We start from the raw sequence: 15,413 nt of genomic DNA on the forward strand, positions 1-15,413 counted from the left end.
ATTACACATGTATTTATACCACTTCGGCTTTTCTGAATTGCCGTTTACGCTGACACCAAACACAAGTTTCTATTGTGGTTTGCGCGTGCATGATGAAGCACTGCAGGTGTTGCTAACGGCATTAAAAACCGGAGAAGGATTTATTAAAGTCACCGGTGAAGTGGGTACTGGAAAAACCCTATTGTGTCGTAAGTTACTCAACGAAGTACCGGATCACTTTGTTACCGCCTATATCCCCAATCCGTATTTACCAGCCGAGGCATTGCGCCATGCAGTTGCATCCGAACTAGGGATTGCCGAGCATGACAGTATCGATCAGCATCAGTTAACGCGAGCGATTGAACAACAGCTCTTGGAAATAAACAAAAACGGGCGTTCCGTCGTACTTATTATTGATGAAGCGCAAGCACTACCGGATGAGAGCTTAGAGGCACTGCGGTTATTATCAAATTTGGAAACCGAAACCCGCAAGTTAGTGCAGTTAGTGATGTTTGGCCAGCCTGAGTTAGATGAACGGCTTGCCACGCGGCAGTTACGTCAATTGCGGCAACGGGTAAGCTTTTCTTACCAGTTGCAGACGTTGAGCGAAGAGGAACTTGCCCGCTATGTGCATCATCGCGTGCAAGTTGCCGGTTATCGCGGACCTGAATTGTTCTCTGCAGAAGTTATTTGGTGGCTGCACCGAGCAAGTCGCGGGGTACCGCGGTTGGCCAATATTTTATGTCATAAAATGCTGTTGCTCGCTTATGGGTCTGGCAATTATACGATTAGTACCAAAGATGCGAAGATGGCGATTGCCGATACGGAAGATGCGCAAATGCCAAGACAGCATGACTGGCTTTGGTTTGCAGGGGGATTTATCGCTGCACTTGCCCTGGTGACTGGAGCGGGGTGGTGGATGGGGTGGTTTAACGCGTGAGTATCATTAACCAAATGCTCAAAGATATCGATCAGCGTGAGAAGCCGCAGGTCGGATCCAAGCGTCCGAAGTCGGCCTATCTTGGTCGTCCTCTGCGCACGCGGCGTTTGCGTTTAATTCTTTGGGGTGGAGTGCTCGCTTTACTGGCGTTTTTAGCCTTATCGTGGGTGATGGAGCGCATCGCAAGTGATGATACGAATGCCCGACCTAGTGCCGACCAGTTACAGATTCAGCGCTCGCCACAGGTGATTGTCCCTCATACCGAACCATCTGAAGTAGCCACATCTGACCAACAGTCGGCACCAGAACAGTCGCCTGAGGTTCGTTCCGAACCGCCTGAACAAGCCACGCCCCGCACCACCCGCGGCGAACAGGCAAGGGTTGTGGTCACAGATTTAGAGCCAAGCCCAACGCAGCCAGCGCCAACGCGGGATGTAGCTGCTGTGGAAGAAACAGTTATCCCAGTGCAACCGGCAGAAGTAGAACAACGGCAGGTGGCAACACCTACTGTGCCTGAATCCGGTGGTGAGATGTCGATTCAGCGCAGCGAAGGTGGCACCACCTCGGCGGAACGTCTCTATCAACGGGGAATGGATGCACTTTCTGCGGGTGATCATCGCAATGCGGTACAACGATTCCGCGAAGCACTTTTAGTGCATCCAGATCATGTTGCTAGCATGGAGCAACTTGCGGCGCTTCAATTTAGCCGTGGCTTCGTTGGCGAAGCATTGCAATTATTGCGAGATGGGTTGCAGCGAAATCCGGACGCATCCGATTTGTTGCTCCTCAAGGCGCGTATCTACGAGCGCATCGATGAACCGCGCGCTGCTCTTGATCTATTGCGCGGACACGCATTTCGATTACCGCAAGATGCAGACCTGTTGATTTTGCAGGGGGCGACAGCGACCGAGCTAGAAGAATTTTCATTAGCCATTCGAACCTACCGACAGCTAGTGAGCTGGCGTAGCGACCAAGGCAATTGGTGGTTGGCTTTAGGTTACGCACTGGAGCGTTCGGGCGATCCCTTAAACACCCAAGAAGCCGCTGAGGCATATCGACGTGCTTTGCAAGATCGTACCCTGTCCGAAAGCGCACGTACCTTCGCACTCAATCGCAGGGAGGCGTTAGGCTACTAATGGCACGTCGTCCTCGATTAAAAATGCGCTTAGGCGACTTACTGGTCCACGAAGATGTGATCAGCGAAGCCCAATTAACAGAAGCGCTAGCCAGTCAAAAATCGTCCGGGCGTAAGCTTGGGGACATTCTGATCGAATTGGGGCATTTGCAAGAAGACCAGTTACTTGATTTTCTCTCGCAACAGCTCGGGGTACCCCGCGTTGACCTCTCGGAAAAACGCGTTGACGCGAACGTCGCTAAATTAGTTCCCGAAGTACAGGCGCGGCGCCATCGCGCCCTAGTTATAGAAGCCGATGAGACCAGTGCTCTGGTGGCCATGGGCGACCCCGCAGACCTTACCGCTATTGATGCGCTCAGTGCCATACTGGCCCCTCGTGAAGTGGAACTAGCCGTTGTGTCTGAGCGTCAGTTACTGGATTCTTTCGATAGCCTGTACCGACGTACCGAAGAAATTGAGCAGTTTGCTAGTCAGTTGCAACAAGAGTCCCGTGATGAGGATGAGCTCGATCTCAGTAATCTGGTGGATTCAGAAGCGGACGACGACGTTACCGTAGCGCGCCTATTGAAATCTATTTTTGCCGACGCCGTGCAAATTCGGGCCTCGGATATTCACATAGAGCCAGAAGAGACTGGGCTACGCATTCGGCAACGGGTGGATGGTCAGTTACAAGAGAACATTTTAGATGAGCGCGGCATCGCATCTGCGCTGGTGCTGCGTTTAAAATTGATGGCAGGCTTAGATATTTCTGAAAAGCGGCTACCACAAGATGGTCGCTTTAACATGAAGGTGCGTAATCACGATATCGACGTCCGTTTATCAACGTTGCCGGTGCAATATGGCGAAGCGTGCGTCATGCGTTTATTGGATCAATCTCAGGGTTTGTTGTCTTTAGAACAAACCGGTATGCCTGCCGATATGATCAAAAAAGTTCGCTATCACATGACCAGGCCTCACGGCATGATGCTGGTCACGGGACCAACCGGCTCCGGTAAAACCACAACCTTGTATGCAGTACTCAGCGAGTTAAACCAGCCGAATAAGAAAATAATTACGGTTGAAGACCCGGTGGAATATCGCCTTCCTCGTATTTCACAGGTGCAGGTGAACAGTAAGATAGGGTTGAATTTCGGTCGCGTGTTACGTACTACCCTGCGTCAAGATCCCGATATCCTCATGGTGGGTGAGATGCGTGATCAGGAAACTGTCGAAATCGGTTTGCGGGGTGCGATCACCGGTCACTTAGTGTTATCCACTTTACATACCAACGATGCGATTACGTCGGCCATGCGTTTAATTGACATGGGCGGTGCGCCTTATCTGGTTGCAAGCGCGCTGCGGGCAATTATCGCCCAGCGATTGGTGCGCCGAATTTGTGAACATTGTAAAACGGCGCATGAACCGGATCCCCAGCAAAAAGCGTTGTTGCGCAGTGTGGTAACAGAAGTGCCCAGCGACGCAACCTTTTATCATGGTCGTGGCTGTCAGCGCTGCAACTTTAGTGGTTATCGCGGGCGTGTCGGTGTTTTCGAACTACTCGAAATTAACGAACAGATGATGACGGCACTTAGGGTGGAAGATACCCAAGCGTTTTCAGTCGCAGCGCGGGAAAGTAAAGACTTTAAAACCCTTGCCGAAGTTGGATTGGGATACGCCATTGCGGGAATGACAACAGTGGCGGAAGTACTCACCCTCGCCGCAGGAACCCCGGTTTTTGATGACGTAGAAGCGGAGCTAGTGGCGGATGTTGATGAAGGGAAAGACTGATGGCGGAATTTCGATATCAAGGCCGCGATCGTCAAGGAAAAACCGTACGGGGTTTACTTCAAGGTCCCGATGAGGCGGCGATAGCCCAGCAACTGATCCGAAAAGGCATTGTTCCACAGCAGATTAAATCGAGCAGCGAAGGATCCTCAGGCATCGATTTAAAAGCGCTATTTACATTTCCGGTGCCTTTGCCCGAGCTGATTATGTTTATTCGACAAATGTATTCGCTGACCAAAGCGGGTATTCCCATGTTACGGGCTATCGAAGGCTTGGCCACCAACGCCACCCATAAGCGATTACAGCGCGCCCTGTTGGATATGGCCGATCAATTAGAGCGCGGGCGGGGGTTATCGACCGCGATGGCAGATCACCCCAAAGTGTTTCCTCGGGTGGTGGTCGCCGTGGTTAACGTGGGCGAAAATACCGGGCGCTTAGAAGAGTCTTTTGCCCAGCTAGCCGCGTACTTGGAAAGTGAACTCGACACTCGCAAGCGCATTAAGCAAGCTACGCGTTACCCATCGTTTGTACTTGGCTTTCTTGTCATTGCGGTAACTGCACTGAATATTTTAGTGATTCCTCGTTTTGCCGAGATGTTTTCCGGCTATGGGGTTGAACTTCCAGTGGTCACGCAAATCTTAATTGGTAGTTCCAATTTCTTTGTGAACTATTGGTGGACACTGGTTATTGGTACGCTCTTCTGTATTTTTGGTCTGGTGTTCTGGCTAAACCAGCCGGGCTCTCGAGAACGTTGGGATCGACTGAAGATCAAACTGCCCGCGGTCGGGGATATCATTGAGCGCAGCTTGTTAGGTCGATTTTGCCGCAGTTTTAGTGTGATGCTCAATGCCGGCGTTCCCCTTACGCAAGCCCTGTCGATGGTGAGCGATGCCCTCGACAATCAGTACATGGCAGTGCGCGTCTCAGAAATGCGGCGCGGTATCGAACGCGGGGACTCGCTGTTGAAAGTCGCTCGCCAAAGTAAGTTATTTTCGCCTCTGGTGCTGCAAATGATTGCCGTGGGGGAAGAAACCGGCAGCTTGGATGCGCTACTTGACGAGGCCGCCGAATACTATGAACGGGAAGTAGATTACGATTTGAAAACCGTCACCGCGCGTATCGAGCCTATTTTAATTAGTTTCGTTGCTGGCCTCGTATTGTTGCTTGCGATGGGTATTTTCTTACCTATGTGGAACATGATGGGAGCCTACTCGGGGGGTCTGTAATGAGACAAGATCCACAACGCGCTTTTGAACGCATTGCCCGCCGACGTCGCGATAAGAAAATTTATGATCGCAATATGCGAGTGGGCATGATCCTAGTGACCGTGCTGATCTCCATGACACTCGTTGGGCTCTTTACCCGCCAGGCCTCTGTGGAGATGAACCCCGATACCATAGTGGGTTGGCGCGAAGTGGAATTCGATTCAGCCGCGAATCGATTTCAAACCCGAATCATGTTGGCACGCCTCGAGTGGCTGCGCTTGCAAGGGCCTGAGCAGATCCGATTTGAGTTTGAATCGGGTGCGCCGATAACCATCCCCATGCAGGCGAATGGATGGCCCGCCAGTCCCGACGGTTCAACGCGGGGCGTATCATTTTGTCGAGGAATTTGGGACATGTTAGCGAGCGCAGATTCGATGCGCGATCCGCTACGTATCGAATGGCACGCAACTAATAATCAACTATACTGTAGGTATAGTTATGGTGGCATGGTGCGGTTTGATTATTATCCAGAAACAGGTCATATTGTTCATCATGTGCCAAGGGGTTAAAGGGTTGCTGTCAAAGTCGTCCAGAACGCCGTATACTAGGCGGTCTTATAGCATTTGTTATCTGACATTTAGTATAAAGCAATTTGTTTGAAATTTGTTACGATCAGTGCATAAGCATGGGAGTTAAATAGTATTATGGTGAACGCTTACGCGAACAAACGCTCTCAACAGGGCTTTACCTTGATCGAACTCATTATTGTTGTCGTCATACTGGGTTTGTTGGCAGCCTCCGCTTTACCTCGCTTCACCGATATTTCGAGTCAAGCGGAGGATGCATCACTTGAGGGTGTGGCTGGCGGATTTACCAGTGCAGTTGGCATAGTGCGTGGCCAATGGGAACTCGATGGCCGTCCTCCCGGTGATGCATCGGGTTCGGGTGCCATGGTGGTGATCGACGGTGTCGATGTGTATGTTGATGGGAACCGCGGTTACCCCGTTAGTGGATTACCAGATTCAAGCGCGAATATTAATAATATGAGCGCGGAAGATTGTCGTTCGTTGTTTGCAGCCATTTTACAAGGCGCACCAACGGCGAGTGCAGATTTCGCAGATATAGACCGCGTGCGGTTTTTTGTTGCTGCGGAAAATAACGGCACCAATGATATTTGCGTGTTCTACCAAGCCATAACATTAAAAAATCTTGGTGGAGCCCCAAGTGGTGACGATTATCAGACAACTGGAAACAACTTCGTGTACAACCCACGTACCGGAGGCGTGAACGTTAATTTAAATCGAGCGAACTAGCGGGGGAGAGACGCTTCCGTTCGAAGTACGCATTTGGATATTGGACTTAACGAAGGTATATAGATATGAAACAACAACGTGGTTTTACATTAGTTGAATTGATCATCGTGATCGTTATTTTGGGGATCTTGGCCGTTACCGCAGCCCCACGTTTCTTTGATTTCTCTGATCAAGCACGCTCAAGCACCATTGAAGGCTTAAAGGCAGCGGTGCAGGGTGGCTCTGAGATTGGTTATGCGCGCGGCGCCCTAAGTGGTAATGCTGCTTATCCTGTGGGTGAGGATCTTCTTACGGAGTTGAACATCACAGCTGCTGATATCGATGATGATGCCTACACAGGTCAGGATGAGTGGGTGTATTCAGTGGGTACAGCGACAGTAGGTGATGAGAATGTGCTTTATATCACTCTGCGCTCTGTGATTGCTCCAGCCGACGGGGCAGATGCTGATGATATCATAGGCACAAACTGCTTCTTAAGCTATGACGCGACGGATGCAGGCAATCCGCCGGTGATTATTACGACAACCTCTGGCTGCTAATCTGAACCCTAGTGACCACGAAAAGCCTGATTCTGGTATGCAGAGTCAGGCTTTTCTATTTTCACATAGAACAACATAGTCTGGATCCGAATGCCTCGCGGGCATATAGTGGGTAAGCATAAGCAAAATGCAACACTGATAGGTGACCCATGGAACGCGTAACAGTCCGATTCAAACGTGGGAGTGGCTTCACGCTCGTGGAGCTTATCGTTGTGGTTGTCATTATTGGCATTATGGGTGTGTTTGCTGCCCCTCGGTTTGTCGGCTCAGGTGCGGTGGATGAAGTGGGTGCAACGCGTGAAGCGAGTAGCCTATTGCGTTTGCAGCAACAACGCGCCATGCAAAACACGGCCCTTTCCTGTTATGGGGTTAATCTCGCGAGCACCAGTATTGCGCCAACCACCTGCGGACCTGCCAACGCGGTGGCGCAATCCGTTGACGCCGCGAGTGGCCAAATCTTCACCCTCACCCCTGCAACCCCCTCCCTTTATTTTAACGGCCTGGGCTGTGCCGTGACCACGCCCGGCGCGGAATGCGACGATGTCGATCGACAGCTTGATTTTGTCGGTGGTGATTTTCGCAGTCTGTGTATTGGCGGCCAAGGTTATATTCGCGAAGGGGAATGCCCATGAGCTTGGTTGTTCCCGCAGCACGCAAACAGCAATCAGGATTTACACTGGTGGAGTTGGTAGTTGGTATTGTCACCTTGGGCATTGCCCTTGCAGTATTAAGCGCGCTAATTTTCCCCCAAGCGCAACGCAGCACGGTGCCGTTTCAACAAATGAAAGCGGCACAACTGGGTCAGTCACTGATGGATGAAATTCTGAATAAGGCCTTCGATGAGCAAAGTATTCGTCCGGGGGCTTTGCGCTGCGATGAAATAGAAGGTGAGCCAGAATTTGTGGCTTGTACGAGCCAAATGATGTTGGGTCCTGAGGAAAGTGACCGTTCTGATTTTAATGATGTAGATGATTTTCACGAGCTTGAACTGACGTTGAGTCAACTCGAAGATACCCTTGGGCGCTCGCTTGAACCCTACTTTACCGGTTTCTCTGCGGCGGTTCGGGTGTTTTATGACGCGGATCTTTCAGCAACCGAGAATACTAGTACCTCACAGAACACCGCGTTGTTTAAACGGGTGGAGGTTACCATTACCTTACCGGATGGCTCGGAAGCGGTATTCGCAGGCTATCGAGGGAATTACTGATGCGCGCGCGTGGGTTTACTCTGGTTGAATTGATCGCGGTGATCTTGATCTTATCGGTGATTAGCGCCGGCACATTCGCTTATTTGCGCTTTAGCGGCATGATTTTTATGGATGTGACTGAACGCGATGCCTTGATTCAAGAAGCGCGTTTTGCAATGGAGCGCTTTGCCCGGGAAGCCCGCGCGAGCTTGCCGGGAAGCGCGCGTTTAACGGGCGGCAACGATGAATGTATTGAGTTCGTTCCTGTGGTCACCGGCGGCAGCTATGTTCGTATTCCGACTGCGTCTTTGAGTAACCCCGCGCGTATCGTCGCGCCAAGCAACTATACGTTTACGGCGGGTGACCGATTGGCCGTGGCCGTGCGCAACTCGGCCCAAGCTTACGGCAACAGCGGCTATATTCATGAAATTGATAGCTTCACTAATGGCCCTGGCGACACCTTGGACGTAAACTTAACTGATGCCAGTGCATTGTTTTCTGCGCAAAGTATCGCCCAGCGCTATCGTATCGTGCGCGAACCGGTAAGTTGGTGTGTGATTGATGTGGGGGATTCACAGCAACTGTGGCGCTTTACCGGTTATGGTTGGCAAACCACGCAACCGGACGTGGCAACCTTATTAAGCGCGCCATCGGCCCAGTTGATGGGGCGACGGCTCGATGTGCAATTTGCGGATATCGATCAACGCCCGTTTCAGGTGGATGCACCCACCTTGCGCGAACAAGGGCTCATCCAAGTGCGCTTGCGTTTTCGCCGGCCTAATAGCACTGAGTCCGTCTTATTTTATCGGGAAGTGGTGATTGCCAATGCCATCTAACAGTCAGGTTATAGGACAACATAACTGTAGTACGCGCCAGCAACGGGGGGCGTCGTTGGCAGTGGTGATTTTTATCCTCGTGGTATTGGCCAGCTTAGGTGTGGTGATGGTGCGGGTTCTTTCCTTAGGTAGCGCCTCGGTGGTGTCTGAAGTGGTCGGGACGCGTGCCGTGCTTGCCGCCCGCAGCGGATTAGAACTTGCGCTGACGGATCTGTTCCCGTTGAACCAAAGCACGGCAACAAGCTGCACCGTGGTAAATTCTAATCGCAGTGAAGTGAATTTCACCGGTGCCGGCCTTACCGATTGTCGCGCCGAAGTAAGCTGTGTTGAGCTTGATGCCGGAGATTTTATCCAGTATCGACTCGTCAGTGTTGGCGTCTGTGCGGTGGGCAATCAGGAGTTTTCACGCCGTTTACTGCTGGAGGCATCCGATGCGAGCCTATAAGTCGCTAACACTACTTAGTGTCGTTATTATGGCCTTGGCCTGGGCTCCAAGGGCAGTTGCGGCGGATTACACCTTGCCGGGCGGCATTAACAGCGCAGTTTTTCAAAATGGTGGCTGCACCTTGAATTCGGCCCAAGATGAGATGACGTGTACCAGCGGGCTTAATTTTGGGAATAACAACGACACCCTCAGTTTTACTGTGGCCCCTTTTACGATCAATGTAGCGGGTAACTTCGATTACCGAAATGGCTTTAAATTGAACGAGACTGGGGTTGCTAGCGACGTATTTGTTAACGTCGGCGGTAACATGAACCTTTCCGGAGGCTCACCTGGCAATAACACCGTCATTAACGCCATTTTAAGTATTGATGGCTCTTTTAATGTGGGGAACAATTCCTCGCTGTCTGGCGATATTACCATTACCAACGGAAACTTGAACGTCGGTAATAACTCGTCGATTGAAGGCAACCTTGATGTCGACGGCGACGTCACCTTAGATCCCAATACCACGGTCAATGGTAACGTAAACGCCACTGGCACGGTCACGAATGAAGGATCCGTTACTGGTTACATTAATGCCCCAGAAGTTGAAGGGGGTGGTGATGCGGGCGAAGTATGTGATGTGAACGATAACGAAGGCCCCTGTTTTGGTGGCAGTGCGGTGTATAAATACCGACTGAATAACCCTGGCACCGGCTTTACCTGTGAAGCTGTCTCTATTTTTGTGGAAGTATGCGCCGACAGTAGCTGCTCGAGTTTATCCAGTGATGAAGTGACCGCAAACCTTGTTGCCACTCCCAACTCAGGAAACCCTAACGGTGCCACACAGACATACAATTCCGCCAATCAAACCTTCACCGGCAATGCATCGTTCTCACTCACAATTCCAGAACCTGGCAATTATGACTTAAGTATTCAAAGTAATGTCGCACCACAACAAGGCGCTGAATGTGTTGGGCCGAGCGGTTGTCTGTTAACTATGGTGGATACCGGGTTTCAAGTAGTTCCGCCGAACCCGGTGGTGGCAGGTGATGATTTTAACGTGTTGGTGCGCTCCATTCGCAAAGATGAGAATACCGGCGCGTGCGCCGCAGCGGTACAAGGCGGGATAGATCTGAATGTGGGCCTGCTGTGCCTTGATCCCGATCCGAATGCGGCGGCGTGCGGCAATTGGAATGATGTCCCGAGCGCCGTGCTCTCGGTAAATTCGGTCACTATTAGCGGGCATAATACACCTACGACAGTGCCCAACGTTAGTTTTGATACAAACGGCGAGGCGCTTTTAAATACTCGCTATGGTGATGTCGGTGAAATCGCGCTGACGGTGTCGGCCGGCGTCGCCACTGGCGCTGTATTGACTGGCGAAAGCAATGCCTTTGTCGTGGCGCCCGCAGGTTTTGCGGTGCGGGCCTTGTTTAATGGTGATGAACCACCGGCGGCAAGCCTGACAACCGACTTTTTTGCTGCAGCTCCCTTTGTGCGAGCGGGCGAAGCATTTCGAATCGAGGTGGAGGCGCGCACAAGCCAAGATTTGCTGGCGCCCTCGTTTGGGTTGGAATTTACACCCGAGCGGCCTAACGTAGGCGTGCTAACGCCGTTGTTAAGCCCTCTCGCGGCAGATGCAAGTAGCGGAATTCCGGCCACTCCAGCCTTACAGGGCGTTGGCACATCCGATTTAACGCGTGTCGGGGATGGCTTATTTGCAACAAATGTTGCCCGTTGGCATGAGGTTGGGGTATTTCGCGTGGAGGCACAGGTTGCTGGCGGCAGTTATATCACCTCTAATCTCGATGCGAATACCCAGTCGTACCCGATAGGCCGGTTCATTCCCGGCTATCTATCGGTAACCCTCATTGATGATGGCTCAGGTTCGCCGGTTGTTCCTGAGTTTATGGACGCACAAGATGATTTTACCTATGTCGGGCAATCGACGGCATGGTTTGTGGCACCGGAGTTTGAAGTGGTCGCTCGCTCCCTCAATGGCGTGGGTCTTACCAACTACGTCGGCCCCTTATTTCGACTTGAAGCCGTCACAGAAACCAATGCCTATGAGATAGCCAGCGCTCCTGCCGAGGCGTTGCTGGAAGATGAGGATTTAGACAGTGCCGATGTGCTCGTGACGGCGCCCGCAGAGTTTGGCGATCCTGGCGTGATGTTACTCAACGACAGTCGTGTGTTTGTTCGTCAACCGGAGCCTCATTTACCCTTTAACCCGCTTCTTGATTTAACCCTAAGCGCCTCCTTTTTTACCGATGAAGACGGCGCCTGTTACCGAGATAGCGCAGGCGATCCCTGCCGGGGGGAAGTGATAGAAAACATTGGCGGCAGCCAACAGCTCAGCGGACGCTTAAATTTATTACCCGTTGCTGTGCCCGCCGATGAGGTGATGGGGCTGGAGTTTCGTACCGAGATTTATGCCTGTACCGGCGATCTTAGCCGCGCACTGATTGCCACGAGCTGTAGTCTTGATGATATCTATTGGCGTCGAAATATACGTGATAATAGCACCGAGTATGATATTGATTGGGTCACCACAGCAGCAACGTACGTGCTTATTCCAAACGGCCAAAGTGACCTCGGCTTGGTGGATATTGATAGCTCGCTGACCGGCGTGGGAACCTTCACCTTCATCGACGGCCAACAGGATGGTGCGAATCAGTTACTGCTGCAAAGTGGCGGTAAACGTGGTCGTTTCCTTTGGATTGTTGATCTTACGCCAAGCGGTGTAGAACTACCCTGGTTGCGTCATGATTGGACGGGTGCAGATGCGCTGGATGATCCGCAAGCTGAACTCGAATTTGGATTGCCACGGGATAATCCACGGATCATTTACCAGCGTGAGTTAGGTTGGTGAGTTTAAGAATCCAGGTCGCAATTTCTGCAAGGACGCACACCGAACAGTGAACTTTTCCGACAAAACACGGGACTGAAGCAAAGGCCGTGTAAAAACCCCGTGTTGGCGGGCATTCTCGCTTGCCCGCGGGGGCACGGCTTGGTAAAGTTAGTCAGTTATTTCACGAATTATAAAACCAAGGGAACAGCCCTCCATGTTTAAGAAGTTGCGCGGCTTATTTTCCAACGATCTGTCGATCGATTTGGGAACGGCAAACACACTGATTTATGTGAAAGATAAAGGCATCGTATTGAACGAGCCTTCGGTGGTTGCGATTCGTCAAGATCGAGCGGGCGGCGCAAAAAGCGTTGCGGCGGTAGGTCACGCAGCAAAGCAAATGCTCGGCCGAACGCCAGGAAACATCAAGGCGATTCGTCCGATGAAAGACGGCGTGATTGCCGATTTCCACGTAACCGAGAAGATGCTGCAGTACTTCATCAAACAGGTGCATGAAAATAATTACTTACGTCCTAGCCCTCGGGTTTTGGTGTGCGTGCCTTATGGGGCAACCCAAGTGGAACGTCGCGCCATCCGTGAATCAGCGTTAGGTGCAGGTGCGCGGCAAGTGGTATTAATTGATGAGCCTATGGCTGCCGCTATCGGTGCTGGCTTACCTGTCTCCGAACCTACCGGCTCTATGGTGGTAGATATCGGCGGTGGTACTACAGAAGTTGCTATTATTTCCTTGAACGGCGTGGTCTATTCTAGCTCCGTGCGGATTGGCGGTGATAAGTTCGACGAGGCCATCATCAGCTACGTGCGCCGTAATTTCGGCTCACTTATTGGTGATGCGACGGCGGAACGCATCAAGCACGAAATCGGAACTGCGTATCCTGGTGATGACGTACGCGAGTTGGAAGTGCGCGGACGTAACCTCGCCGAAGGTGTACCCCGTTCATTCACATTGACGAGCAATGAAATTTTAGAAGCACTGCAAGAGCCTCTGATGGGGATTGTGGCGGCTGTGATGACAGCTCTTGAGCAATCACCGCCGGAATTGGCTTCAGATATTTCAGAGCGCGGTATGGTGCTTACCGGTGGCGGTGCATTACTTCGTGACCTCGATCGCTTATTGATGGAAGAAACTGGAATTCCAGTGATTGTCGCAGATGACCCACTTACTTGTGTGGCACGCGGTGGCGGTAAAGCGCTTGAGCTTATCGATGAGCACGGCGGCGATTTGTTCAGTGATGAGTAAGTGGATGGCGGCTAAAGCGGAAACAAATTAACTGTGTCTACACCATTATTTGTTCGTTCTGTCTCATTGAAAGTTCGCTTAACGCTAGCCTTGTCGCTAGCGTTTTTGCTTATTTTTCTCGACCATCGTTTGGGTGCTATGCAGCCCATGCGCATGTTTTTAAACTCGTTAGTTAGCCCGGTTCAGTACCTTGCAGTGATGCCTGAGCAGGCATTAGATAATTTTATTTCGCAAGTGCAAAGTCGCCGAGCGCTGATTCGGGAAAATGACCTCTTGAAAGAAGAAATGCTGTCGTTACAAGGCAAAATGCAGCGTTATGAGTTCTTGATGCTTGAAAATGAGCGGCTACGAACCCTTCTTGCGAGCGACGCGCGCGAAGACAGATTGCGCATGGTCGCTGAGGTGATTGCCGTTGACTCTGATCCCTTTAGCCATCAGGTAGTGGTGAATAAGGGTACGCGCCACGGTGTGTTTATCGGCCAGCCGGTGATTGATGCACAAGGCGTGATTGGCCAAGTGGCGAGCGTGGGGGTAACCACGGCTCGTGTGATCCTTATCTCCGATCAAAGCCATGCGATTCCAACCCGCGCTGCCGAAAGTGGTATTCGCGTTATCGCCCAAGGTGTCGGAGATACCAGTATTCTTGAGCTAATGCATGTCCCCCATTCCACGGAGCTGCAGGAAGGCGATTTATTGTTAACCTCAGGGCTTGGCGGGGTGTTCCCTGAAGGCTATCCAGTCGCTCGTATACAGACGATTGTGCGCGATGAATCGCTACCTTTTGCGCGCGTGCGGGCAGTTCCCGTCGCTAATCTTGATCGCATTCGGATGCTCCTCTTGTTGTGGGACGCCGATAGTGATCATCAGCCCATTCGACCAGAACAAGAGGCGGATGAAACATGATTTCCCGACTCATGGTGCAACGGTTCGTTATTTTTATCACGGTATTGTTCAGTCTGATACTCGCGGTGATGCCGATGACCATTACCTTAGCTGCCTGGCGTCCAGAGTGGCCACTCATCGCAATGATTTATTGGATTATCGCGTTGCCGCATCGGGTCAATATAATCTCGGCATTTTTGGTGGGGCTCGCAGTGGATATTTTACTGGGTTCTACACTTGGCTTCCACGCAGCGGCCTATGCCGTGGTGTGTTACCCTGCAGCACGACATTATCCTCGGATTCGTAATTTTTCGTTATCCCAGCAAGCGTTGCTGGTCGCATTGCTGGTCTTGCTGGCGCGCGGCATGGTGTTTATGTTGGAACACTACCTCAATAACGCGCCCTTTATGCTGCATTATTTCTGGCCAGCGTTAAGCTCTGCGATTTTTTGGCCGTGGATATTTCTCATTTTCCGGAAAATCCGCCGTCGCTTCCAAATGAAATAAGCGGGATATCTATATGTTGTATTTAGCTTCTGCATCACCGCGCCGACGCGAGTTATTAGCACTACTGGGTGTCGAATTCACCGTCCGCCCCATGCATATCCCAGAATCACCCGAGCCGGGGGAGTCACCCCAAGACTACGTCCAGCGACTCGCCCGCGAGAAAGCTGGCGCATGCGCTCAGTTGCTCCGTAAAGAACACGCACACAAAGACTGGCGGGTGTTGGGCGCCGACACCATCGTGGTAGCGGATCAGCGGATTTTAGAAAAACCCAAAGATGTCGCCGATTATCAAGAAATGATGAAGTTGCTGAGTGGACGCAGCCATTATGTATATACCGCGGTAAACTTAACCACAGCCACCACAAGTGAAACCATTTTGGTGCCGTCTGAGGTTCAATTTCGGGAACTCAGCGACGAGGATATTGCCCGATACTGGCAAACCGGTGAGCCCTTAGATAAAGCGGGCGGTTATGGTATCCAAGGCCCTGCTGGAGCCTTTGTGGCTCATCTAAATGGCAGTTTTTTTGCGGTAATGGGATTACCATTATATGAAACCGATCAGTTACTACGCGCCCACATCGGTATTTAAGGC

General features: G+C 51.5%; 16 protein-coding genes. All 16 read left to right on the forward strand.

Features of this window, described 5'->3' with window-relative positions; translation table 11 throughout:
* Positions 1–7 precede the first annotated feature (7 nt).
* Complete coding sequence (locus tag HXZ99_RS05195; RefSeq protein WP_194756216.1) at positions 8–919, forward strand: ExeA family protein; 912 nt, start codon at positions 8–10, stop codon at positions 917–919.
* Positions 916–2,055 carry a tetratricopeptide repeat protein gene (locus tag HXZ99_RS12360; RefSeq protein ID WP_194756217.1) on the forward strand — a complete coding sequence of 380 codons (1,140 nt, stop codon included), beginning with the start codon at positions 916–918 and terminating at the stop codon, positions 2,053–2,055. The genes HXZ99_RS05195 and HXZ99_RS12360 overlap by 4 nt, the downstream gene beginning before the upstream one ends.
* The gene (locus tag HXZ99_RS05205) at positions 2,055–3,821 is read left to right on the forward strand and encodes a GspE/PulE family protein (RefSeq protein ID WP_194756218.1); all 1,767 of its coding nucleotides are present in this window, start codon (positions 2,055–2,057) and stop codon (positions 3,819–3,821) included. The genes HXZ99_RS12360 and HXZ99_RS05205 overlap by 1 nt, the downstream gene beginning before the upstream one ends.
* Positions 3,821–5,044, forward strand: a complete 1,224-nt coding sequence (locus tag HXZ99_RS05210) for a type II secretion system F family protein (RefSeq protein WP_194756219.1) — start codon at positions 3,821–3,823, stop codon at positions 5,042–5,044. Before HXZ99_RS05205 ends, HXZ99_RS05210 begins: the two co-directional genes overlap by 1 nt.
* Positions 5,044–5,592, forward strand: coding sequence for a hypothetical protein (locus HXZ99_RS05215; RefSeq protein WP_194756220.1), 549 nt, complete (start codon positions 5,044–5,046; stop codon positions 5,590–5,592). The genes HXZ99_RS05210 and HXZ99_RS05215 overlap by 1 nt, the downstream gene beginning before the upstream one ends.
* Positions 5,593–5,727: 135 nt before the next feature.
* A complete protein-coding gene (locus HXZ99_RS05220) occupies positions 5,728–6,336 on the forward strand; it encodes a type II secretion system protein (protein ID WP_194756221.1) in 609 nt (202 codons plus the stop codon).
* 65 nt (positions 6,337–6,401) lie between these two features.
* Positions 6,402–6,875 (forward strand): prepilin-type N-terminal cleavage/methylation domain-containing protein, encoded by a 474-nt coding sequence (locus HXZ99_RS12325; RefSeq protein WP_194756222.1) that lies wholly within the window; start codon positions 6,402–6,404, stop codon positions 6,873–6,875.
* A gap of 149 nt (positions 6,876–7,024) precedes the next feature.
* Positions 7,025–7,507 carry a prepilin-type N-terminal cleavage/methylation domain-containing protein gene (locus HXZ99_RS05230; protein ID WP_194756223.1) on the forward strand — a complete coding sequence of 161 codons (483 nt, stop codon included), beginning with the start codon at positions 7,025–7,027 and terminating at the stop codon, positions 7,505–7,507.
* Positions 7,504–8,082, forward strand: a complete 579-nt coding sequence (locus HXZ99_RS05235) for a type IV pilus modification PilV family protein (RefSeq protein ID WP_194756224.1) — start codon at positions 7,504–7,506, stop codon at positions 8,080–8,082. The genes HXZ99_RS05230 and HXZ99_RS05235 overlap by 4 nt, the downstream gene beginning before the upstream one ends.
* Entirely contained in the window at positions 8,082–8,897 is an 816-nt protein-coding gene (locus HXZ99_RS05240) for a PilW family protein (RefSeq protein ID WP_194756225.1), read from the forward strand. The genes HXZ99_RS05235 and HXZ99_RS05240 overlap by 1 nt, the downstream gene beginning before the upstream one ends.
* Entirely contained in the window at positions 8,887–9,342 is a 456-nt protein-coding gene (locus tag HXZ99_RS05245; protein WP_194756226.1) for a pilus assembly PilX family protein, read from the forward strand. Before HXZ99_RS05240 ends, HXZ99_RS05245 begins: the two co-directional genes overlap by 11 nt.
* Entirely contained in the window at positions 9,329–12,196 is a 2,868-nt protein-coding gene (locus HXZ99_RS05250) for a DUF6701 domain-containing protein (protein ID WP_194756227.1), read from the forward strand. Before HXZ99_RS05245 ends, HXZ99_RS05250 begins: the two co-directional genes overlap by 14 nt.
* Before the next feature lie 193 nt (positions 12,197–12,389).
* The gene (locus HXZ99_RS05255) at positions 12,390–13,433 is read left to right on the forward strand and encodes a rod shape-determining protein (RefSeq protein ID WP_194756228.1); all 1,044 of its coding nucleotides are present in this window, start codon (positions 12,390–12,392) and stop codon (positions 13,431–13,433) included.
* A gap of 33 nt (positions 13,434–13,466) precedes the next feature.
* Positions 13,467–14,336, forward strand: coding sequence for a rod shape-determining protein MreC (gene mreC / locus HXZ99_RS05260; RefSeq protein WP_194756229.1), 870 nt, complete (start codon positions 13,467–13,469; stop codon positions 14,334–14,336).
* Positions 14,333–14,821, forward strand: coding sequence for a rod shape-determining protein MreD (gene mreD, locus HXZ99_RS05265; protein WP_194756230.1), 489 nt, complete (start codon positions 14,333–14,335; stop codon positions 14,819–14,821). The genes mreC and mreD overlap by 4 nt, the downstream gene beginning before the upstream one ends.
* 13 nt (positions 14,822–14,834) lie before the next feature.
* The gene (locus tag HXZ99_RS05270) at positions 14,835–15,410 is read left to right on the forward strand and encodes a Maf family protein (RefSeq protein ID WP_228517658.1); all 576 of its coding nucleotides are present in this window, start codon (positions 14,835–14,837) and stop codon (positions 15,408–15,410) included.
* Positions 15,411–15,413: the final 3 nt, after the last annotated feature.

Origin of the sequence: Aliidiomarina indica (assembly GCF_015354615.1) — a bacterium.
Lineage (GTDB): Bacteria > Pseudomonadota > Gammaproteobacteria > Enterobacterales > Alteromonadaceae > Aliidiomarina > Aliidiomarina indica.

Coding starts and splice junctions, on each gene's coding strand:
- HXZ99_RS05195 (WP_194756216.1), top strand. CDS start 8: ATGTATTTATACCACTTCGGCTTTTCTGAATTGCCGTTTACGCTGACA.
- HXZ99_RS05205 (WP_194756218.1), top strand. CDS start 2,055: ATGGCACGTCGTCCTCGATTAAAAATGCGCTTAGGCGACTTACTGGTC.
- HXZ99_RS05210 (WP_194756219.1), top strand. CDS start 3,821: ATGGCGGAATTTCGATATCAAGGCCGCGATCGTCAAGGAAAAACCGTA.
- HXZ99_RS05215 (WP_194756220.1), top strand. CDS start 5,044: ATGAGACAAGATCCACAACGCGCTTTTGAACGCATTGCCCGCCGACGT.
- HXZ99_RS05220 (WP_194756221.1), top strand. CDS start 5,728: ATGGTGAACGCTTACGCGAACAAACGCTCTCAACAGGGCTTTACCTTG.
- HXZ99_RS12325 (WP_194756222.1), top strand. CDS start 6,402: ATGAAACAACAACGTGGTTTTACATTAGTTGAATTGATCATCGTGATC.
- HXZ99_RS05230 (WP_194756223.1), top strand. CDS start 7,025: ATGGAACGCGTAACAGTCCGATTCAAACGTGGGAGTGGCTTCACGCTC.
- HXZ99_RS05235 (WP_194756224.1), top strand. CDS start 7,504: ATGAGCTTGGTTGTTCCCGCAGCACGCAAACAGCAATCAGGATTTACA.
- HXZ99_RS05240 (WP_194756225.1), top strand. CDS start 8,082: ATGCGCGCGCGTGGGTTTACTCTGGTTGAATTGATCGCGGTGATCTTG.
- HXZ99_RS05245 (WP_194756226.1), top strand. CDS start 8,887: ATGCCATCTAACAGTCAGGTTATAGGACAACATAACTGTAGTACGCGC.
- HXZ99_RS05250 (WP_194756227.1), top strand. CDS start 9,329: ATGCGAGCCTATAAGTCGCTAACACTACTTAGTGTCGTTATTATGGCC.
- HXZ99_RS05255 (WP_194756228.1), top strand. CDS start 12,390: ATGTTTAAGAAGTTGCGCGGCTTATTTTCCAACGATCTGTCGATCGAT.
- mreD (WP_194756230.1), top strand. CDS start 14,333: ATGATTTCCCGACTCATGGTGCAACGGTTCGTTATTTTTATCACGGTA.
- HXZ99_RS05270 (WP_228517658.1), top strand. CDS start 14,835: ATGTTGTATTTAGCTTCTGCATCACCGCGCCGACGCGAGTTATTAGCA.